Origin of the sequence: Actinoplanes sp. NPDC048791 (assembly GCF_040650095.1) — a bacterium.
Classification (GTDB): domain Bacteria; phylum Actinomycetota; class Actinomycetes; order Mycobacteriales; family Micromonosporaceae; genus Actinoplanes.
Genome location: NZ_JBEZGQ010000031.1, coordinates 1 through 20,886 on the forward strand (window position 1 = coordinate 1; position 20,886 = coordinate 20,886).

General features: G+C 70.4%; 22 protein-coding genes. 11 read left to right on the forward strand and 11 right to left on the reverse strand.

What is annotated here, in order from left to right; all coding sequences use genetic code 11:
* The 8 genes from AB0C29_RS04670 to AB0C29_RS04705 all read right to left on the reverse strand — a co-directional run.
* The coding region (locus AB0C29_RS04670; protein WP_360815105.1) for a beta-galactosidase at nt 1–1,380 on the reverse strand (1,380 nt) is incomplete at its 3' end.
* 28 nt (nt 1,381–1,408) lie between these two features.
* Entirely contained in the window at nt 1,409–2,338 is a 930-nt protein-coding gene (locus AB0C29_RS04675) for a carbohydrate ABC transporter permease (protein WP_360815108.1), read from the reverse strand.
* Nucleotides 2,335–4,599 carry an extracellular solute-binding protein gene (locus AB0C29_RS04680; protein WP_360815111.1) on the reverse strand — a complete coding sequence of 755 codons (2,265 nt, stop codon included), beginning with the start codon at nt 4,597–4,599 and terminating at the stop codon, nt 2,335–2,337. The genes AB0C29_RS04675 and AB0C29_RS04680 overlap by 4 nt, the downstream gene beginning before the upstream one ends.
* Before the next feature lie 240 nt (nt 4,600–4,839).
* Nucleotides 4,840–5,970, reverse strand: coding sequence for a LacI family DNA-binding transcriptional regulator (locus AB0C29_RS04685; protein WP_360815114.1), 1,131 nt, complete (start codon nt 5,968–5,970; stop codon nt 4,840–4,842).
* Nucleotides 5,971–6,103: 133 nt separating this feature from the next.
* Nucleotides 6,104–6,877 (reverse strand): hypothetical protein, encoded by a 774-nt coding sequence (locus AB0C29_RS04690; RefSeq protein ID WP_360815117.1) that lies wholly within the window; start codon nt 6,875–6,877, stop codon nt 6,104–6,106.
* A 159-nt stretch (nt 6,878–7,036) separates the two neighbouring features.
* Nucleotides 7,037–7,720 (reverse strand): SDR family NAD(P)-dependent oxidoreductase, encoded by a 684-nt coding sequence (locus tag AB0C29_RS04695; RefSeq protein WP_360815120.1) that lies wholly within the window; start codon nt 7,718–7,720, stop codon nt 7,037–7,039.
* 344 nt (nt 7,721–8,064) lie between these two features.
* Nucleotides 8,065–9,396: a hypothetical protein gene (locus tag AB0C29_RS04700; RefSeq protein WP_360815123.1), complete on the reverse strand. Its 1,332-nt coding sequence runs from the start codon at nt 9,394–9,396 to the stop codon at nt 8,065–8,067.
* 3 nt (nt 9,397–9,399) lie between these two features.
* A complete protein-coding gene (locus tag AB0C29_RS04705; protein WP_360815126.1) occupies nt 9,400–9,855 on the reverse strand; it encodes a hypothetical protein in 456 nt (151 codons plus the stop codon).
* A gap of 100 nt (nt 9,856–9,955) precedes the next feature.
* Between AB0C29_RS04705 and AB0C29_RS04710 the strand changes: the two genes are divergently transcribed.
* The 5 genes from AB0C29_RS04710 to AB0C29_RS04730 all read left to right on the forward strand — a co-directional run bounded on the left by AB0C29_RS04710 (nt 9,956) and on the right by AB0C29_RS04730 (nt 14,880).
* The gene (locus tag AB0C29_RS04710) at nt 9,956–10,726 is read left to right on the forward strand and encodes a copper resistance protein CopC (protein WP_360815128.1); all 771 of its coding nucleotides are present in this window, start codon (nt 9,956–9,958) and stop codon (nt 10,724–10,726) included.
* A 164-nt stretch (nt 10,727–10,890) separates the two neighbouring features.
* A complete protein-coding gene (locus AB0C29_RS04715; RefSeq protein ID WP_360815131.1) occupies nt 10,891–11,931 on the forward strand; it encodes a serine/threonine-protein kinase in 1,041 nt (346 codons plus the stop codon).
* 233 nt (nt 11,932–12,164) lie between these two features.
* Entirely contained in the window at nt 12,165–12,473 is a 309-nt protein-coding gene (locus tag AB0C29_RS04720; protein WP_360815134.1) for a hypothetical protein, read from the forward strand.
* 173 nt (nt 12,474–12,646) lie between these two features.
* Nucleotides 12,647–13,033, forward strand: coding sequence for a DUF6394 family protein (locus tag AB0C29_RS04725; RefSeq protein ID WP_360815136.1), 387 nt, complete (start codon nt 12,647–12,649; stop codon nt 13,031–13,033).
* A gap of 11 nt (nt 13,034–13,044) precedes the next feature.
* The gene (locus tag AB0C29_RS04730; RefSeq protein WP_360815139.1) at nt 13,045–14,880 is read left to right on the forward strand and encodes an NAD-binding protein; all 1,836 of its coding nucleotides are present in this window, start codon (nt 13,045–13,047) and stop codon (nt 14,878–14,880) included.
* A gap of 127 nt (nt 14,881–15,007) precedes the next feature.
* Here the strand turns inward: AB0C29_RS04730 and AB0C29_RS04735 are convergent, their stop codons facing one another.
* A complete protein-coding gene (locus tag AB0C29_RS04735) occupies nt 15,008–15,859 on the reverse strand; it encodes an MFS transporter (RefSeq protein WP_360815142.1) in 852 nt (283 codons plus the stop codon).
* A 128-nt stretch (nt 15,860–15,987) separates the two neighbouring features.
* Here AB0C29_RS04735 and AB0C29_RS04740 point away from each other — a divergent pair, with 128 nt between their 5' ends.
* From AB0C29_RS04740 to AB0C29_RS04750, 3 genes are all read left to right on the forward strand, one after another.
* Entirely contained in the window at nt 15,988–17,001 is a 1,014-nt protein-coding gene (locus AB0C29_RS04740; RefSeq protein WP_360815145.1) for a radical SAM protein, read from the forward strand.
* A 201-nt stretch (nt 17,002–17,202) separates the two neighbouring features.
* Nucleotides 17,203–17,925, forward strand: coding sequence for a GAF and ANTAR domain-containing protein (locus tag AB0C29_RS04745; RefSeq protein WP_360815148.1), 723 nt, complete (start codon nt 17,203–17,205; stop codon nt 17,923–17,925).
* Between the two features lie 97 nt (nt 17,926–18,022).
* A complete protein-coding gene (locus tag AB0C29_RS04750; RefSeq protein ID WP_360815151.1) occupies nt 18,023–18,454 on the forward strand; it encodes an STAS domain-containing protein in 432 nt (143 codons plus the stop codon).
* A 16-nt stretch (nt 18,455–18,470) separates the two neighbouring features.
* Here the strand turns inward: AB0C29_RS04750 and AB0C29_RS04755 are convergent, their stop codons facing one another.
* Nucleotides 18,471–18,686: a DUF2795 domain-containing protein gene (locus AB0C29_RS04755; RefSeq protein ID WP_360815154.1), complete on the reverse strand. Its 216-nt coding sequence runs from the start codon at nt 18,684–18,686 to the stop codon at nt 18,471–18,473.
* 126 nt (nt 18,687–18,812) lie between these two features.
* Between AB0C29_RS04755 and AB0C29_RS04760 the strand changes: the two genes are divergently transcribed.
* Nucleotides 18,813–19,157, forward strand: a complete 345-nt coding sequence (locus tag AB0C29_RS04760; protein ID WP_360815157.1) for a hypothetical protein — start codon at nt 18,813–18,815, stop codon at nt 19,155–19,157.
* A 9-nt stretch (nt 19,158–19,166) separates the two neighbouring features.
* On the opposite strand, the gene AB0C29_RS04765 is transcribed toward AB0C29_RS04760, so the two are convergent.
* Nucleotides 19,167–19,928, reverse strand: coding sequence for a GAF and ANTAR domain-containing protein (locus AB0C29_RS04765; RefSeq protein ID WP_360815160.1), 762 nt, complete (start codon nt 19,926–19,928; stop codon nt 19,167–19,169).
* Between the two features lie 185 nt (nt 19,929–20,113).
* On the opposite strand from AB0C29_RS04765, the gene AB0C29_RS04770 reads away from it, so the two are divergent.
* Together AB0C29_RS04770 and AB0C29_RS04775 are read left to right on the forward strand one after the other, a co-directional pair.
* A complete protein-coding gene (locus AB0C29_RS04770; protein WP_360815163.1) occupies nt 20,114–20,515 on the forward strand; it encodes an STAS domain-containing protein in 402 nt (133 codons plus the stop codon).
* A gap of 28 nt (nt 20,516–20,543) precedes the next feature.
* On the forward strand, nt 20,544–20,732 hold the full coding sequence (locus tag AB0C29_RS04775; RefSeq protein ID WP_360815166.1) for a hypothetical protein: 189 nt from the start codon (nt 20,544–20,546) through the stop codon (nt 20,730–20,732).
* Nucleotides 20,733–20,886 lie beyond the last annotated feature (154 nt).

Genomic DNA, 20,886 nt, shown 5'->3' on the forward strand with positions numbered 1-20,886 from the left:
GTGGACGATGCGCACCTGCCGGCCGGCGTCGAATGCGCCGCGGTAGAAGGGATCGAAGATGCCGTGGTACGCCGCGGCGTCCGGTCCCCCGTCCGCGGCCGACAGCGGCGGGTACTTCTGCATGAGCCACTTGCTCGGCATCGAGTAGACCATCGTGATGTCGGCGTCGGGTTCGAGGGCGGCGACGAGCGAGCCGGCGGCGTCCAGTTCCGCGCCGAGGCGGGACAGCTCCGCGTACGTGCGGCCCGGCCGGCCGCTGTGCGGAAGGATCCCGCCCCAGTAGGTCTCCGTGCCGAAGTGCAGCGTGTGCCAGTGCCAGTACTCGATCATCCGTGCCCCGCGCGCCACGAGCGCCCAGGCCGCCTGCCGCCACTGGCCGTCGTACGCCGGCCGGTTGTCCCACGGCTTGCCGATGGACATGGCGTTGGTCTCGGTGACCAGGAACGGCGCCTGGCGCGACGAGAACATCCGGTCCGCGGTCTGGTACAGCGCCCACACCCCGGTGGTCTTCCAGCGCTGTTCGACGTCGTCGTGGTCGCGGTCAGGCAGCGCCAGGGCGTCCTGCATGACGTAGTACGGGTTGCCGGCGACGACGTCGAGGCGTTCGGTCAGCTCGTCGTCGTGCATCGCGGGCCGGGTGTAGGAGAGGCACGTGGTGACGAACTGGTCGCCGCGCGCGTACTCCCGGACGATGCCGGCCTGCCAGCCGATGAACTCGGTCGTCTGGCGGGCCTGGAACGCCCGCCAGGCGACGTCGTACTGGGGCTGGGCGTTGCCGTCCGGGGTCCACAGGTCCGCCCAGGTGGAGAGGCGGTGCGACCAGTAGACCAGGCCCCATTCGCGGTTGAGGGTCTCGACGTCGCCGTAGGTGGTGCGCAGGTGGTCCACGAATCGCTGGAAGACGCCGTGGTTGTGCAGCAGTTCGTTGCCGGGCTCGTTGTCCACCTGGAACCCGATGACCGCGGGGTGGCCGGCGTACCGGCCGACGATCTGCCGGATGACCCGCTCGGCGTGGAACCGGAAGCCCGGGTGGGTGAAGTCGACCTCCTGCCGCGCGCCCCATCCGATGCGCTGCCCGGTGGCCCGCTCGCCGGCGATCTCCGGGTACTGCCGGGCGAGCCACGGCGGCACGGCGTAGGTGGGCGTGCCGAGGATGACGGAGATGCCGCGTTCGTGTGCGCCGTCGAGCACCGGCTGGAGCCACTCGAGGTTGAACCGTCCGTTCTCCGGTTCCCAAGTCGACCAGACCGACTCGCCGACCCGGATGACGGTGAAGCGGGCGTCGACCATCAGGTCGAGGTCGGTCTTGAGCCGTTCGAAGGGCTGGTACTCGACGTAGTACGCGGCGCCGAAGAGGACGCGGGCGGGGAGCACCGCCATGGGGGAACCTCCGAAGTGGAGCGGTTGGTCATTGCTTGACGCTGCCGGTGGCCAGCCCGCTCTGCCAGTACCGCTGCAGCAGCAGAAAGGCCACGACGAGCGGGACGATCGAGAGCATGGACCCGGTCACCACGAGCACGACCGTGTCGCTGTTCGCACCGGATCCGCCCCCTGCGGTCTGGGCGGCCCAGGAGGAGAGGCCGACGGTGATCGGGTACAGGCCGGGGTCGCTGAGCATGATGAGCGGGAGGAAGTAGTTGTTCCAGGTCGTGACGAGGGTGAAGAGCACGACGGTCACCAGCCCGGGAGCCAGCAGCCGCAGGGCGATCCGGAAGAAGATCTGAGCCTCGCCGGCGCCGTCGATGCGGGCGGCCTCGATGAGACTGTCCGGGACGGCGTCCTGCGCGTAGACGCGCATGAGATACATGCCGAAGGGGCTGACCAGCGAGGGCAGGATCACGGCCCAAGGCGTGTTGACCAGGCCGACCTTCGCGAACAGCAGGTACGTCGGTATCGCCAGGGCGGTGGTCGGCACCATGATGGCGCCGAGCACCAGGTTGAATCCGGCGCGGTCGCCCCGGAACCGGAACTTGGCGAACCCGTACCCCGCGGCGGCCGCCAGCAGCGCGGCCCCGACCGCGCTGACGACCGCGTACAGCATGGTGTTGAGCATCCAGTGCAGGAAGATCCCGTGGTCGTGGGTCAGCGTCGCCCGGATGTTCGACAGCAGTTGCGGTGACCCGGAGAACCACAGTCCGAACGTGCTGAACAGGTCCTGCGTGCTCTTCGTCGAGGCCACCGCCAACCAGAACAGCGGCAGCAGGAAGTAGGCCAGGGCGGCGAGCATGGCGATGGTCAGCGGGGTGCTGCGCCGCCTGCCCGGCGACCGGCGCCGCCTGGCGGTGCGGGCCCGGCCGGTCGCCGCGACGCTCGGAACGGCCGGGGCGGTGGTGGTCATGAGGTCCTCCTGCGGTTCGCGGTGAGCAGGACGGCGTAGGAGACGATCACGATGACCAGCCCGAGGAGGAACGACACCGCGGCCGCATAGTTGAGCTGCTGGTTGATGAAGGCGAGGGAGTAGGCGTACAGGTTGGCGGTGTAGGCACTGTCGATGACCCCGGGGGCGAGGCGTTGCAGCAGGTTCGGCTCGTTGAAGAGCTGGAAGCTGCCGATGACCGAGAACACCAGGGTGAGCATGAGCGCCGGCCGCAACGCGGGAATCTTGACGGACCAGGCGATCCGCCACGCGCCGGCGCCGTCGACCGCGGCCGCCTCGTAGAGCTCGTACGGTATGGCGCGCAGTGCGGCGTAGAGAATGATCATGTTGTACCCGACGAACTCCCACGTCACGATGTTCCCCAGGCTGCCGAGCATCCACTCGCTGCTCAGAAAGTGCGGGACCGGCACGTGCAACGCCTTGCCCAACTGGGCGAACGGGCCGTAGTCCGGCCCGTACAGGTAGCCCCACATGAGCGAGGCGACCACACTCGGTACGGCGTAGGGCACGAAGATGCCCAGCCGGACCACACGTGCCAGCCGCACCAGGCCGCTGTCCAGCGCGAGCGCGAAGAGCAGGGCCAGGACCAGCATCACCGGCACCTGGATCACGAAGAAGGTCGCGACCCGTAGCACGCCGTGGATCAGCTGCGGGTCCTTGACGGCGGTGACGTAGTTGTCCAGCCCGACGAACGTCGTACCCCCGATGAGCTTGTGCTCGAAGAGGCTCAGGTAGGCGGCGTAGCCGAGCGGGGCGAGGAAGAGCAGCACGAACAACAGCAGGAACGGGGCGACGAACAGCGGCCCGGCCGTGCGCCGGGAAGACCGTGCGGTGATGACACTCATCGTCGGGCCTTTCGGTCGAGGGTGCCGGGTCCCGCGGCCGGCGCCGGCCGCGGAACCCGCCGGCTGCGATTGGACGGTGAAGCCCTGGCCCTTGGCGAAGGTGGTGATCCGGGTCTGCCACTGGTCGAGCGCGGTGACGGCGTCGGTCTTGTCGGTGAGGGACTTGCCGACGGTCTCCTTGAAGTCCGTCTCCACCCGGTCGAGGAACGGCGGCCATTGGAAAGTGGTGTTGACAGTGCTGCTGATCCCGGCGAAGAGCTCGTTGACCTTCTGGCCGCCGTAGAAGGCGGGGGTGTCACCGAGGTAGCCGGGGTCGGCGAGCAGCGCCTTCGTCGCCGGGAACAGGAACTGCTTGGTGGCGAACAGCTTGGCGCTGTCCGGGTCGGAGTTGAGGAACTGGGCGAACACCGCCGCCGCGATCGGGTTCTTGGTCGACTTGATGACCGCGCTCGTCGAACCGCCCCAGTTGCCCGACTGCGGCGTGGACGCGTCCCACTGCGGCAGCGGGGCGGCGCGCCACTTGCCCGAGGTGGACTTCGCCGAGCCGGAGAGGAAGACCGGTCCCCAGGCCGCGGTGAGCCAGGTGGCGTACTTGCCGCTGTTGAGCGCGGCAAACCACGGATCGGTGAAGTCCGGCTCGGTCCCGACGACGCCCTCCTTGGCCAGCCCGCCCCAGTACGCGGCGAGCTTCTGGGACGTCGTGTCGTTGACGTGGATGGCGATGGTGCTCTTGCCGGACTTCACGTAGGGCTTGCCGCCTGCCTGCCACACCAGCCCGTGCCACGCGGCGGGCTGGCTCGGCGCGAAGTTGGTCAGGTAGACCTTCGGGTCGGCGGTATGGAGCTTGCGGGCCGCGGCAGCGAACTCGTCCCAGGTCGTCGGGACCTGGATGCCGTACCGGTCGAAGATGTCCTTGCGGTACAGCATGCCCAGCGGACCGGTGTCCTGCGGGATCGCCCAGACCTCGCCGTTGGGCCCGCTGACCTGCGCCCACGTCCAGTCCACGAACTTGTCCTTCAGCGCCGCCACGCCGTACGGGCGCAGGTCCAGGAGGCTGTCGGTGATGGTGAAGGTCGGGATGTACTGGAACTCGATCTGCGCCACGTCGGGAGCGCCGGTGCCGGCCTGCAACGCCGTGCGCAGCTTGGTGTACTCCGGGGCGCCCTGGCCGGCGTTGACCACCTTGACCTTGACGGCCGGGTACTTCTTCTCGAACAGCGCCACCTCTTGCGCGATGTCCGGAACCCAGGTCCAGAACGTCAGCTCGGTCGCGGTCGACATCGCCTTGTCGATGTCGGCCTGGCTCACCGCCGCGGCGGCGGAGGCACCGCCGCCTTTGTCGTCGTCGCCGCCGCACGCGGCCAGCGCGGCACTCAACGACACCGCTCCGGCCGAGGCGAGCAAGGTTCGGCGGCTTACCGGGAACTGTCGGGACGATATGGCCATGGTGAACTCCCGTCAAAGGGCAGGGTGGACCGGCGCGCCGGGCAACGGCGTGCTGAGGACAGGGGGTACCGAGAGAGGTGCGCATCCGCGCGGGTGTTACCGCCGCTCGTCAGCGACGGCCGGTGCGGGCCTCGGGTGACGGGCCGCCGTAGGTGGACAGATCGAAGCTGATCAGGGCTGGGTGGAGGGGACTTCGCCGCCGGCGGGCTGACCGTGCGGGCCGCCGTGGGCATGAGGGATCGCTCGGCGGCCACGTCCCGGGATCGGCCGGAGCGGTGGTGGCGCCGTCGAGGCGCGGACGACGAGCTCGACCGGTTGGTCGGCCGCCGGTGGAAGCTCGACATCCGGCTTCTCGATGACGTGTACCAGCAGCGCGAGGCCCTGCCGCGCGACCTCGTCGAACGGCTGCCGCACGGTGGTGAGCGGGGGGCTGACGTAAGCGGCGACCGGGATGTCGTCGAACCCGACGACGCTGATGTCCTCGGGCACCCGGCGCCCGGCCTCGAGCTGCGCGCGGATGAAACCGATCGCCATGTCGTCGTTCGCGGCGAACACCGCGGTCACGGTGCCGTCGCCGGCCAGTTCCCGGCCGGCCGCGTAGCCGGACGCGGCCGACCAGTCGCCCTCGACGACCGGCGGCTCGTCCGCGCCGTGGGCTCGCAGCGTCTCGCGCCAACCGGCGAGACGGTCCCGTGCCGAATACCACCGCTGCGGACCGGCCAGGTGATGGACGGTCGAGTGCCCCAGCTCCAGCAGGTGCTCGGTCGCGGCCCGCGCGAGCAGGCCCGCGCCGACCCTGGCGGTCACCACCTGCGGCGCCGCGAAGGTGGACGGCGCGCCGAGGACCAGGACCGGCACGTCGACGCTGATCAGGCCGACCCCCTCGTCGATCGGCTCGGAGATGACGACGCCGTCCACGCCCTGGTCCAGCAGCGACGCCAGGGCGCCCGCGATGCCGCCCGGGTCGCCCTCGATCGTGTCGGCCACCCGCAGCGTGTAGCCCACCTCCCGGACCGCCCGCCCGATGCCCACGAGCAGCGACGCCGGCCCGTACAAGGCGCTGCCGAGCGTCACCACGCCGATCGACCGGGTCCGCCCCGAGGCCAACGCCCGGGCCGCCTGGTTGCGCCGGTAGCCGAGCTGCTCAGCGGCGTCCAGGACCCGCCGGCGCACGTCGGCCGAGACATACGGCTCGTCGTTGAGGACCCTGGACACCGTCTTCTGGGAGACGCCGGCCAGCCGCGCGACGTCCACGCTGCGCGGCGGCGCAGGGCTTCCGCCCTGCCTCGTCAGTCGCGTCATGGCGCCTCCCACCGTCGGGCCACAGCCTGTATGACTGCGCTATCATGTCTACGCAATCAGACGCTCGCGGTCAAGAGCCCGGAACCCCGCCCGTGACGTCGGCGAGGCATATTTCTTACCAACATCCCTCGCGCTACGTCGTGCCGGTGAACAGGGCGCGGAGTTCGGTGATGGGGGTGGCGGCGTTGCCATCGAGGGCTCTGCCGAGCGCGGTCAGCCGGGGATCGACGACCGCGGGGTTGTCCACCAGGCAGCGGGTCACGAGCGCCGACCACAGCCGGCGGGTGGAGGCGGAGTCGCTGTCGCGGCGGACGTACAGGGGTGACCGGGGACGTCGCCGCCACGGCAGTTCCGGGTCGGTCAGCACTACGTCCAGTTCCTCGACCAGGACCGCCGCCAGCGCTGCCGCGGTCGCCGTTTCCGCCGACAGCAGCAGCACGGCGAGGGTCAGGAACACCGGCGCGGACGGATCATCGCGCCAGTCGCCCGGTAGGTTCAGCCGGCACCAGGCCAGAAAGCGCAATGCGGCATCGCGGGCCGGTTCTCCGAGTTCCCAGGCCGAGTCCACCAACGGGGCGAGAGAGTCCACCGGGTTGCCGGCGGCAGTCACTGCCCGGACCAGGAGCGTGCAGGCGAACAGTCGCCGGAGGTGGTCGCGCCGGCCGGCCGGCGTTGTCCACCGGGTCAGGGCCAGGACCTCGGCGGGATCCCTTCTGAGGTCATCGGGCAGCCCGGGGCTGTGCACCAGGTCGGTCAGCGCCCGACGGTATTCGGGCACGTCGGCGCCGTAGTCGGCTTCGGCGATCTCCTCGATGTCGGCGGCGTCCAGCTGCGGGGCCACCCAGGCCCACAGCGCGCGTTCGTCCGGGGTCAAGGATGCGAACAGGTCACGGTCGGAGCCGGTCACCAAGCGATGATGCGGCCTCGGCCCTGTCGACGTCCATGACATATGCGCGGACGCCGGCGCAGCCCTCCCGAGCGGGCACCAGGGCGACGCCCAGTGGATCGCACTCCCCAGCACGAGTCCGGATCGGTACCTCAGGTGGCCGAGAATCATGCACCATCATCAGTACGTGGCGCGGCCGCCACTGATGTCGTAGACGGCGCCGGTGGAGAAGCTGACCTTGTCAGAGACGAGCCATGCGATCAGCTCGGCGACCTCTTCGGGCCGGCCGACCCGCCTCATCGGGATCAGGCTCGTGATGTGGGCCAGCGCTTCCGCTCCGGTGCTGGCGTTCATCGGGGTCTCGATCACCGCCGGGGCGATGGCGTTGGCCAGGACGCCGCTCGTGGCGAGTTCCTTGCCGAGAGACTTGGTGAGGGCGATGACGGCGGCCTTCGAGGCCGAGTACGGCGACATGTTGGGGTTGCCGTCCTTGCCGGCCATGCTGGCGATGTTGACGACGCGTCCCCAGCCGCGTTCGCGCATGCCCGGTACGAAGGCCTGGCAGGTGTGCAGGGTGCCGTTGACGTTGACGGCGAAGGTGCGGGCCCAGCCGTCGAGCGGGATTTCCCACAGGGGCGCGTTCGGGCCGACGATGCCGGCCGAGTTGATCAGGATGTCGACGGGGCCGGTCTGTTCCGCGGCGGCTCGCACAGCGCCCGCGTCGGTGACGTCGACGTGCAGGTCGGCGCCGTCGGCGATGTCCAGGGTGAGGACCTTGATGCCGTCGGCGGCCAGGCGGATAGCGGCCGCCGCGCCAAGGCCGCTCATGCCGCCGGTGACGACCGCGGTACGGGATGCGCTCATGAGCTGTCCTTGTCTGTCAGTCGGACTCGCGGGACGCGCGGTCGCCGCTTGGCTGTTGAGGTGACTCATTGTCGGTCGTGCACAGCGGGTTCGGTGCCGCTCCGCCGGATCGGCTGGCCCATGACGTGCGCCTCACCACCGCTAAAGCATCCTAGGCTGGTGGTCCTACACTCACCGTACCGCCGCAGCGGCGCTCCCCTAGCCCCCGCTCCCCAGGCCCAAGATGGACCCTTGGCGTTGGTGTGATTGTCGGTCGGAGGTGGTGGGCCGCTGACTCGTGTTCGGCCTGGGCGCCCGGCCGAAAGACTCATCGTTGTCGGCAGTCAGGCAAGGTTCCGTTCCGGTCAGCCCGCGTACAGCAGCAGTAGCCCTGTGACTGTGTAGGCGACCATGAGCACCAGCAGCGGTATCTGCCCGGCCACGGCCCGCTTGCGCGGGAACAGGCGCAGGGCGCGGTCGTGGGCGAGCACGGTGCCGAGCAGGTGCCCGATGACGATCACCGTGATCTGCAGCAACGCGACACCGGTCGGGGTGATCCAGCCGGACCTGATCTCCCAGTCTCGGGTGCCGAGCCAGTTTGCGCCGGTGCCGAGCGGGTCGGCAGCGAGTACGACGGTGCGTTGACCTTCCAGGACCAGCAGCGAGTAGTAGTGGGCAATGATGTATCCGACGGCGACCGGCACGATCGAGTGCGCCAGTTGTCTCGGTACTGCCTTGTCGTCACGGCCGGCGCGGCGGCCGGCGGTGACGGTTGCGGCGCTGTAGGCGGCGGCCACGACGGCGATGACCACGACCAGGCCGACGGTGCCGGTCACCGGTGCGGGCAAGCCGTTCTCCTGCACGAAACGCAGCCAGAACGGCGCGTTGGACAGGCTGTCGAACATCGTCGAACCGAGGAGTACGGTCACGAACGGCACCAGGCCGGGCGCGGCCGCGACGCCGGCGATGCCGTCGAGCGGGTTACGCCAGACCAGGACACCATCGGCGCGGCGCCCGAGGAGGGCGAGCCGGCCGACGAGGGTGCTGTAGACCTCGAACGGGTCGCCGCGTTCGAACCAGCCCGACCCGTACAGCACGGCACCGACGGTCATGGCCAGCAGATACCCGGCGAGCCAGGCGGTGATGACCGGCAGCGTGGCCCGCTCGGGTGCGACGAGTTCCAGCCACACGAACGCGAACAGGCCGACCGCGGCCGGCCACAGTCCCATGCGTACCGGGATCGGTCGCCGCCCGGCAGCGGGGTCGCGGTGAAGCGCCACGGCGGCCAGCCGGTGCAGGGTGCGCAGCGGATTCACCGCGCGCCAGACCGGGCCGAACAGCAGCGACGCGGGCGCGATGCCGACCCACAGCAGCACGTAGAGGGCGCCTGCGGTCGGATTGTCGGCGCTGTCGGCGCCGGCGAGCAGGCCGATGCCGAAGTAGCCGAGCAGGGCCAGGCCGACCAGTCGCAAGGTCCACCGCCACGCCGACGAGTCGGCCCAGGCCCGCAGCCAGATCGGTGCAGGTCGACCGGCGGTGCCATCGCGATCCAGCCGCGGCCGGCGCCACATGGCGCCGAGCACGATGAAGGAGATGATCAGGGCGAGTACGGCACCGATGACCAGCGCAGTCAGCGTGATGGGCAGATCCTGCCGGCCGCCGACGCCATGCGCCAGCAGCCGCGCGGGCGCCTCCATCGCTCAGCGCACCACGAGCTGGAAGAGCACCAGGTGGGTGTCGTGGGTTTCCACCTCGAACAAACCGCTCTGGTCGGCGCGGAACTCGATCGACGCAGGCTGACCGGCGGGCAACGATTTCGTCAGGTCGTAACCGTGCACGTGCAGGTCGTCGGGCACGTCCGAGGTCACGGTGATCCGCACTGCCGCACCTCGACGAACCTCGATCCGGCTGGTCGGTGGCGTCACCTTCTTGTCGACCACCGTCACCACGATCTCCTTGTCGACGGCAGAAACGGCCGGCGGCGGCGCGGGCGGACTCACGCTGATCGTCGGATCGGCCACAGTGGAGGCGGATGCCGCCGTGGTGGCCGCGGCCGGTGGAGCCGCTGCGGTGGTGGGCCCATCACCGCCGCAGCCGGTGACGGCGAGCAGGACGGCAACGGCCAGGATCGGCCAGCGTACGCGGGCGCTGCGCAATGACGGACTCCGTACGACAGAGGACAGTTGCCGGACCTTTTCGTTTGGGAGCTGAACTTTACGTCTTGTCCGGTCGGATGGGAAAGACCATCATGAATCGATGCGCTCAGTGCCGGCCACTGCCCACCGATATCTGACCCGCACGGCGGTGGTCCTCGTCCTCGCCACGGCCGGCCTCACCTTTCCCGCTACGCCGGCCCGCGCTCACGGACAGCTCGCCGTGTCGAAGCCGCTGACGAACACGATCGTCAACGATCCGCTCGAGCGCATCGAGTTGTACTTCACCGAGCGGCCGGCGTCCCACGCCTACTTCACGGTGACCGCGCCCGGCGGTGGCCGGGTCGACAACGGCTGGAGCGGTGGGCAGCCGATCCGGCTCGACAAACCGGTACAGGAGTACTCACTCGTCGACGGCAAGTGGGAGCCGCATCTCTACCACACGGGCTTTCCTGCCATGGTGCCGGTCGCACACTGGCCGGAGAAAGGCGACTATGTCGCCAGCTATGTGTCCGTGGCCTCCGACGGCGAGGCGGTGAAGGGCAGCGTCAAGTTCCACTACAACGGCCCGGCCACGCCGGCCCCCGCCGGCTGGACCGCACCGACGAACGGACCCGACCCGCAACTGCTGGCCCAGACCAGCCACGGCGACAAACCCGACGCGACCGGCGCGACAACCGGACCAACCCCCAGCGGTGTCGACGATCCCGTCAACACCGCCGAGGCCGCCCCCCAGCGGCAGGACAGCGTCGCGGTGTGGTTGCTGCCCGCTGGGCTCGTCCTGGCATCCGCGTTGATCGTCGGGCACGCCGCCCGCAAGCCGCCTCTGCCGGCCCCGGCCCGGCGGCGCCGGAACAAACCGCCCGTTACATGACCGGCCATGTAACGGCGGTTGGGAGCCCTTGAACCCCGGAACGGTGGGTGCGAGGAGCCGGCGACGAACACCCGGGCGAGCCGAGCTCGACCCGTTCCCGGTAGCAGGTACGGCCGGCGAGTAGCCTCGATCACCTCAGCGCCCCGCGACCGGCAGGGAGGGAAATGATCACGCCCTTGCGCGCCGGCGATCCCACCCGTCTGGGCGACTATGAGCTGGTCGGCCGCTTGGGTACGGGCGGGATGGGCACGGTGTATCTCGGCCGCGGGCGCAACGGGCGACGGGTCGCCGTGAAGACCATCCGCACCGAGTACGCGTGGGACAGCACACTGCGGGGCCGCTTCCGCAGCGAGGTGAACCGGCTGCGCCAGGTGCCGTCGTTCTGCACCGCGGCAGTGCTCGACGCCGACTCCGACCATGATCCGCCCTACCTGGTGGTGGACTATGTCTCCGGTCCGAGCCTCGCCGCGGAGGTTCAGCAGAACGGTCCACTCAGCTCGGATGCGCTGCCCGGTGTGATCATCGGCGTCACCGGGGCGCTCGTCGCGATCCATCAGGCCGGGGTGGTCCACCGGGATCTCAAACCTGACAATGTCCTGATCACTCTGGGTAGTATCAAGATCATCGACTTCGGTGTCGCCCGCTCACTGGACCACACGAGCCAGCACACCGCGAGCGGGCAGATGATCGGCACGGTTCAGTACATGGCACCCGAGTCGTTCGACACGACCGCGGGTGGCCCGGTGACCGCAGCCGCGGACATCTTCGCCTGGGGCGTGCTCGTGACCTACGCGGCGACCGGGCGCACTCCCTTCACCGCGAACACGCCGCCGGCAACAGCCCTGCGCATCGCAACTCAGCCTCCCGACCTGACCGGCCTCACCGGCGTACTGCGCGACCTGGTCGCCCAGGCACTGACCAAGCGGCCCGAGGACCGGCCCACCGCACGCCAGCTCCTCGAGACCCTGCTCGGCATCGCGCCGGTCCCTGTCCCGAGACCACACCGGACGCCCCTGGCCCCGTCGAGCCCTCGATCGACGCCCCCGGCCGCGATGGCCCGGCCGACTCCGTCCTTGCCCGCACCGGTGCCCCCCTCGGGCGAGAAACGCAGCCACACCGTCGCCTTCATCATCCTGATGGTGCTGACCGGCCTGCTCGGCGTGATCCTGACCAGCACTCTGTTCTACCTGGTGGACAACACCTGAGCCGCGTTCCCGGCGGTCGCGCGGATCGATGCGGACGGGTTCGTTGCCTCGGCCGCCGCCCCGAGCCCATGGCTGGTCGGGCGTATGACAAAGCTGGGTGACGGCCTGGTTCGATCAAGGACGGCCCGTGCCGGGCTGGACCGGAGCAGAGAAGGCGGCACACCTCGTGCAGCCTCGGCATTTATCGTCAAACAGCGACACATCATGGTGACGTCACAGCGAGCGGAGACAGTGTGCCCGAGGACAACACGTACGTTCGGGATCAGAATGCGCGCGTGGATCCGATGCTCACCCTCGGGACGATCACCGTCGCGGAATTGCGCAACATTCTGGCCGACCTTCCCGGCGAGGCCGTCGTCATCGTCGGCCTGGACGAAACAGGAGGGGACGACTGCTCACCACTGGCTGATGTGGAGGAGGTCTGGTACTTCCCATCCACCGGCGAGTCGGCTCCGCTCGGACGTGATGCCGACGGAAACGTCCACGAGCCAGGCTCCCGTGACCTGTACGCCGTGCTTCTCCGTCCCACCGGCCACCGGTGACAGCAGCCCTGGTGACGGCGGCGGTCGCCTCGTACAGGCGTTCCGGCATTTCCAGGGCGGCCGCTCGATACGTCAGGATGTCGCCACGTTCGCCGTGGTCGCCGGCGCGGGCGTCCCGCAGCGGCTGAGGCGGTATCGAGCTAGCGTGAGCTTCCGACCCGGAGGAGGCACGCATGAGTCTCGAAAAGGTGATCTTCGGCTTCTTCGTGCTGCTGGCCGCGACGCTCAACTTCGGGTTCTTCATCGGCGACCTGTCCGACCCGTCGTTGCACAACGTGTACGAGCTGTTCGCGGCGATCGTGGTCAGTCTCATCGCGACCGTGCTGAAATTCGGCGACCGTACCCAGATCGGGGCGGTGCACCTGGCCACCAGCCTCGTCGCCGACCTGCAGCTGATCGCCGCCGCGCTGGCCTGGGGGTACGCCACCCAGATCGCGTCGAGCGGCCTCGACGGGGCGGCGATGGCCAGCGTCGTGTCGCTGTCCGGGGGCGCACTGCTGGCCAATCTCGTCTCGGTCGTACTCCTGGTGATCGAGACCGTGTCGTTCCACCGCCGGTGACGGGAGGAGTCGTGGCCGATTCGGCGAGGCAGCACCGGTTCCGGGACCGCGACGACCGGCGGCACTGGCGACCCCGGCGGGCGTTCTCCGCCCGGTCAGCGGAGACGTCGTCCACGGTCTTCCTGATCCTGCGCCGCATGCGGGCCCCGCTGATCGTCCTGATCACGATCTTCGCAGTCAGTGTGCTGGGCCTGACCCTGATCCCCGGCCGGGACGCCGCCGGACACCCCACCCGGATGGGGTTCTTCGACGCGTTCTACTTCATGAGCTACACGGCCACCACGATCGGGTACGGCGAGATTCCCCAACCGTTCACCGGCGCTCAGCGACTGTGGGTGATGGCCGCCATCTACCTCACGGTGATCGGGTGGGCGTACGCCATCGGGTCGCTGCTCACGTTGCTGCAGGACCGGGCGTTCCGGCAGGCGCTGCGGTTGCAGCGCTTCACCCGTACGGTGAGCAGGCTGCGCGAGCCGTTCCTGCTGATCATCGGGTACGGACAAACCGGCCAGTTGCTCGGTCGCTCGCTGGACGCCATCGGCCGGCGCTTCGTCGTGCTCGACATGTCCGGGGAACGCGTCGACTCGCTGGACGTCGACTCGTACCACGCCGACGTACCCGGGTTGGCCGGAGACGCCGGCAACCCGCACACCTTGGCCGTCGCCGGTCTGGAGCACCCCCGGTGTGAAGGAGTGCTGGCACTCACCGACAACGACGAGGTCAACCTGGTCGTCGCGATGACCGCCGCTCTCGTCCGCCCGGACCTACCGGTCATCGCCCGGACCATCTCGCCCGCGATCGAGCACCGGATGCGGGCCTTCGGCTCACCGACGGTCGTCAACCCGTTCGACCGCTTCGGCGACCACCTGGGGCTCGCCCTGCGCTCCCCCGCGTCGTACCAGCTGATGTCCTGGCTGGAGAGCGGCCCGGGCGCCGATCTGCCCGAGCCGGGCCGGCTGCCGAGGGCCGGACGTTGGGTCATCTGCGGCTACGGCCGTTTCGGCAGGAAGCTCACCGAGGACCTGCGCGCCGAGGGCCTGGACGTGGTCATCCTGGACCGGCAGCCGGACGCCTTGGCGGGCACCACGGTCGTCGTGGGCGACGCATCCGAGCCCGCCGTGCTGGCGCGCGCCGGCCTGGAGCAGGCGGTGGGTTTCGTCGCCGGCACCGACAACGACACGACGAACCTGTCCCTGATCGCCGCTGCCCGCCAGGTCAACCCCGCACTGTTCATCGCCTCGCGGCAGAACCGGCCCGCCAGCGCACCGCTGTTCGCGGCGATGGACGTCGACCGGCTGCTGGTGCCGACCGAGATGGTGGCGCGGGAGGTCTACGCCCAGCTGAGCACCCCGCTGCTGTGGCGCTTCCTGCAGAACATGCCGGCACGTGGCGACGACTGGGCCGCAGAAGTCATCGGCCGCCTCCGTCAGCAGTGCGGCCGGCGCCTCGGCAGCGTCTGGAAGGTCACCCTGAACGACCACGACGCGCCCGCCCTTGTCTCCTGGCTGCATGCGGGCGACGCCCGGCTGGGGAACATGCTGAACAGCCCGCAGGACCGGAGCAGGCCCCTCGCCGCTGTGCCGCTGCTGCTGCAACGGAACTCCGAGAGCACCCTCGGCCCGAACGGCGACATCATCCTGGCGCCCGGCGACCAGCTCCTGTTCGTCGGACGACCCTCGGCGCGCCGGTCCCTGCTCGACACCATGACCCACCATGCCATCAGCGAGTACGTTCTGACCGGACGATCCGTCCCGTCGGGTTGGCTGTGGCAACGGGTGACCGGCCGGGTGCCGCACTCCGCCGGGCATTTCGGGGCCGCAGAGTCCCGGTCGACGCCACCCGATTGACATACGGCCGTCCTTCCGAACGGCCTGACCGCTTGATCGCTGTCGCGCTGCCACGTCCGTCGCCCGAGCCGTCGGCCAGACCGTGGCCACGACCATCGTGGACAGCGAATCCGCTGGCAGGGGTGCGTCAGCGCACTCCTGTGGGCGCCCGGACGATCAGCACGGCCAGCGTCGCCGCGCTCAGGACAGCAACCGCCAGATACGACGCAGTGTCACCGACGCTCTCGGCGAAGCGTGATCCACCCGCCGAGCCGATGCCCTGGCCTGCCGCCCACGCCAAGTTGAACAGCCCGAAAGCGAGCCCCTGGGGCAGGCCGGACGCCTCGGCTCCGTCGGACAGCAGCGCGGACGCCGGGGTCATCAGCATCCCGCTCATGGCCGCCGCGAACACCACCACCACGCCCAGCAGCACGGCCCGGCCCGGCAGCGGCAGCAGCAGGCAGCCGCCCAGCACGCCGCCGAGACCGGCCCGCAGCGGCAGCAGCCGACCGAAGCGGTCGGAGAGCCGACCCACCAGCGGGCTGCCCGCGGCCTCCACCGCGGCGGCGCAGAGGAACACCACGGCGACCCCGGTCGCGCCGAGTCCCAGCTCGTCGAGGCGCAGAGGGACCAGGACACCGGCGACACCGAAGTACATGGCCGGCAGGACGGTGAGCCAGGCCCCCACGCGTACCGCCGGCTGACGCAACGCCTGGCGCAGCGTCCCATTCTGCGGCGTGTGCTTACGGGAGGGAGTCAGCACCACGGCGGCGGCCAGACCGAGCGCCACGACCCCGACCACGCCGAAGACCAGCCGGGGGCTGCTGGCGTGGGCCAGCGCACCCAGCACGGGACCGCCGATCGCGCCGGCGGCGATGACCGAACCGTCCTGGGCGATGACCTGCGCGGTGGCCGCCGGGGTGGGCGTGCCGTCGCTCGGGGCCGGGATGTCCGCGACATCGGGAGCCGGACGGCGCGGCAGCTGACCTGAATTGGACATACCTCTCCCGTCAGTAAAATCGACGGGCACTTGGCTTGACCCTCTATCAAAGTAGCCCGGCCGGGGCCCCCGGTGGCCGCCGGGCCGGTGACACGTTTCCAACCGGCACCGCTGGGCACTCCGCGCCCATGCCGGCCACCCTCGAGGCGCCCCCGCTGCCGCCGCACCTGCAACTGGAGATCACCTCCGCCTGCAACCTGCGCTGCATGATGTGCCTGGTGCGCTACCGCCCGCCGGTGAACAAGCTGGCCGGGGCCATGGCGCTGCCGCTGTTCCACCGGCTGGTCGGGGAGGTGCCCGGGCTGCGCAGACTGACGCTGCAGGGCCTCGGTGAGCCGCTGCTGTCTCCGCACCTGCCGGAGATGATCCGGACCGCGGTCGCCCGGCGGATCACCGTCGGCTTCAACACCAACGCCACCCTGCTCACCGCGCGGCGCGCCCGGGAGCTCGTGGAGAGCCGGGTCGACTGGCTGCACGTCTCCCTGGACGGCGCGCACGCCGGCGCGTACGAGGCCATCCGCGACGGCGCGCACTTCGACACCGTGCTCGCCAATCTGGCCGGGCTGGTCCGGGCCAAGCGGGCGGCGGACAGCGCCACCCCGTGGATCCGGGTGGTGTTCGTGGCGATGCGCGACAACGTGGGCGAGCTGCCCGCCCTGGTCGCGCTGCTGGGCGGGATCGGCGTCGACGAGCTCCACGTGCAGAACCTGTCCCACAACTTCTCCGACACCGACCCGGCCGGCCGGTACGAGGGCATCCGCACCTTCACCGCCGACCAGGCACTCTGGACCGGAGCCGACCTGGAACGGGCCGCCGCGATGTTCGCCGAGTCGGCCCGGCTGGCCCGCGAGCACGGGCTCAAGCTGCGGCTCCCGGCACTGGGACCGGCGCCACCGGCCCAGGCGGGGCGCGGCCGGGGGTGTTCGTGGCCGTGGGAGGCCGCGTACGTCACGAGCGCCGGGGTCGTCCAGCCCTGCTGCATGGTCATGGGCGACGACCGGGTCACCCTGGGCCGCCTCGACGAGCAGAGCTTCCCGGAGATCTGGCACGGGCCCGCGTACCGGGAATTCCGGCGCCGGCTGGCCGGCGACGAACCGCCGGAGGTCTGCCGCGGGTGCTCGCTGTACCAGCGGACTTTCTGAAGTGGCGGTCCCGCGGCCCTGCTGCGGAACCGCCGGAGCCCGCTAACCTGGACCTCTGCGTTCCCCCGCCCGCACCGGCGACGGCGCAAGCGTCATGAAGCGGCGCGACCCCGGATGCCGACCACCGGGAGTCCGGAAGTAAACAGCGCACGACCCGCACCGGCGACGCGGTGACGTGCACAACCCGAGGACGCAAAGCTCATGACCGACAGACAGCCCATGGACCCGACCGACGCGTTCGCCGAGCTCGGCCGGATCAAGCTGAGCGAGACCGACATCGACGGCGTGCTCAACAAGATCGCCCAGCTGGCCAAACGCACCATCCCCGGCACCGACGAGGTCTCCGTGACCCTGGTCCGGGGCAAGGGCGCGTACACGGCTGCCTTCACGGGCGAGCTGGCTGTCGCGCTGGACGAATCGCAGTACAACAAGGGCCACGGTCCCTGCCTGGACGCGTCCGTGTCGGGCGACAGCCTCTCGCTGCCGGACATGGCCACCGAGAGCCGCTGGCCGGACTGGGCGGCCCGGGCCCGGGAGGCCGGGGTCAACAGCTCCCTGTCGATCGGGCTGCCGATCCACGACACGGTGAGCGGCGCGCTGAACGTCTACGCTCTCAAGCCCGACACGTACGACGAAGACGCGATCATCCTCGGTCAGACGTTCGCCGGCTACGCGGCGGTGGCCCTGGCCAACGCCCACCTGTACGACGTCACGGCCACCCTGGCCCAGCACATGCAGGCGGCGATGGAGAGCCGGGCGGTGATCGAACAGGCCAAGGGCATCATCATGGGCGAGCGCCGGTGCACCGCCGACGAGGCGTTCCGGATCATGAGCAAACTGTCGCAGGACTCCAACCGCAAGCTGCGCGACGTGGCGGCGGCCCTGGTCGACCGGGCCCAGCAGCCGCCGCGCTCCGCAACCTGATCCTGTACTGGTCATCCGCAACCGTCCGGCGATACCGTGCAAGGCGAGCCTTCAGCAGGGAGGGCACCCCGCAGGTGCCTATTCCTGGAGTGTGTCCATGCTCGCCGAGGCCTCAGCCGCATCCCGGCACGACGACCGCTGCCCGCTGATCGAGATCCGCCACGCCGACGACGACGGCCCGTTGCGGCTGCTGATCTCCGGCGACGTCGACGAGATCAGCGCCCGGCACCTCCAGCAGTGCCTGATCGACGTGCTGCGCCGCGAACCTCCCCGGGACATCGGCGTGGACGTCTCCGGCGTGACGTTCCTGGACGCCGCCGGCATCGAGGCGCTGCTGCGCTGCCAGGCCGACGCCCGGCAGCTGGAATGCCGGCTGTTCCTGACCGACCCCACCCCGATGACCTACCGGGTGCTGCAGATCGCGGGCCTGCTGGAGCAGTTCGGGCTGGCCCGGCCCCGGCCGGACGTGCAGGGGCACACCCCGGCCGGGGCCGAGCTCGGCATGGTCAACTGCGGCCTGACCGGCTGACCCCAGCGGTACGCCCTCAGTCCGGCGTCTCGTCCGGTCCCAGGTCCACCGAGCTGCGCACCTCGGACATGTTCCGGTACGAGGCCAGCGGCATGGCCCGCAGTGCCCGGACAGCCGCATCGTCTGCGGACCCGGCGCGCTGCGTGGCGTGCGCGACGATGGCGTCCTTGTCGGCGGGAAAGTCCAGGTCTTCAAGCAGCTCCTGGACCTCGGTGAAGGTCTTGTGGCTCATGTTCTCCTCCAGTTCTCGGTCACGGCCGCCGGTCGCCGGCCTGCTCTGCGGCACATTGGCCGTATGCCCCGGATCCGGCGGGACAGTCACCGGTTTGACACGTCCGTGTCCGGGCAACCGGCATTGATGGAGCCACTTCGATCCACCGGTCCCGGCAGGCCGGACCATCCGCTGCCGATCGCCCAGGTCAGCACCGGCATGACCGTCATCGACGCGGCGAGCGACGAGGTCGGCACCGTCACCGCGGTCGAGATGCCCGGCACCGGGATCCGGCCGGACCTGTCCGGCGACGGGGCGGATGACGGGGCGGTCCGGCTGATGTCCGAGGGTTATCTGCGGGCGGGCAGCAGCGGCCTGTTCGCCAAGGCCTGGTACGCCGACGGGTCCCAGATCGCCGACGTCACCACGACGGGCGAGGAAGGCGTCGTGACGCTGACCGTCACCACGCAGGAGCTGCACCGCGGCGGCTGACACCCGCCCTCAGGCGTCCTCCAGCCATTGGCTGACCGCGTGGAACGGCGCCGGCGGCTGAGGCGGACCCCCGCTCACCTTGGTGACCAGCTCCGCGGCCACCTCGCGCAGCTTGCGGTTGCGGTGCTGGGACGCCTGGCGCAGCAGGTCGAACGCCTGCTCCGCCGTGCAGCGCTGCTGAGCCATCAGGATGCCCAACGCCTGGTCGATGACGCTGCGCGCGGCCATCGCCTCGGTCAGCTGACGGCGCAGCACGGCGGCGTCGGACTGGCGCAGCGCCACGGTGAGGGCCGCTCCGCACTGGACCGCGAACGCTTCGGCGTGCCGGCGGGCGGCGCCGCGGAAGGCAGCCGGTTCGTGGGCGTACAGGTTGAGGGCGCCGATCGTGCGGTCGCCCACCCGTAGTGGCAGCGACAGTGAGCTGCCCAGGCCGTGGGCGACGGCGAACGACGCGAAGTCCGGCCAGCGGGTCTCGGTGGCCAGGTCGTCCGCCGCGACCACCTCACCCCCGCGCAGCGCGTCGAGGCAGGGGCCGCTGTCGGCGCCGTACTGCACCTCGTCCACCTGCGCGGCGAGCGGCGCACTGGTCGCGGCCGTGACCGGGCGTCCCTCGCGGTCGAAGGTGATGCCACCGGCCGCGGCGGGCGTCACCACCTCGGCGGCCAGCCGGATCACCTGCTCCAGGAAGCCGTCGAGCTGCGGCGAGTCGACCAGCAGGGTGACCAGCCCGCCGTAGGCGAGGATGTTGCCGGTCTCGGATTCGGCGACCATGCGCGCCGGCCTCTCGTCACGGGTCAGCAACCAGCTACGGCCATCACCGGCTGAGGTTCACCTTACCCTCCTGAGGGGGAGGTCAGCTGCGTCAACGCCTCGTCAGGGTTAGACTCTGAGGCGGTTCGGACGTGAGCCGTGCGGTGTCCCCTGCCCCGCGCCCATCCTCCACACAGGAGGCGCTGATGTCCCAGCCGTCACTCATCTCCGTCCGCCCCGCCCAGGGCGCGCCGACGTTCACGCTCAGCACCGTCGAGGACGGCGCGGTGACTGTCGTCCGGGCGTGCGGTGAGCTCGACCAGGACACTGCACCAGCTCTGACCGAGCACACCGACCAGCTCGTCGCCGGGCGTTCTCCGCTGGTGCTGGTGCTCGACCTGGCCGGCGTGGACTATCTCGGGGCGGCCGGCATCACCGCCCTGCTGTACGTGCGGGACGCGGTGGGGCGCCGAGGTGGCCGCCTCGTACTGCGGGAACCGTCGTCGCAGGTCCGCAAGGTGTTGCAGCTGGGTCAGGTGGCCGGGCTCTTCGCCGCCGACGGGACCTGTGAGACATCCGGGACACATATCCCCCCGCGGATCGGGTAGGCGCTCCGGCAACGGAAAGGAGCCCACCATGACCAATCCTCAGCAGCCGGAACTGCGCCGCAGCGGCGAGTCGCCGACCAGCAAGCAGCGCACCGAGGACGCGAACCCGACGAGTCCGCCGGGCGGCAGCCACGACAAGACCGGTGACAGCCCGGTCCCCGAGAGCCAGGTCTCGCCGTACGGCCCCGGTGGGCGTACCGCGTCCGACGGCTCGTGACCGGCCGGCCGGTCCGACCGTGAACGCGCAGAGACTCGTCCGGGGGCTGCTCGCCGGAGTGCTGGTCGCCGCCGCCTCCGGTTGTGTGGTCGTGTCGTCCGGCGGCACCGAGCCGCGCCGGCCCGTGCCGCCGGGTGGCCTGGGCCGGATGAAC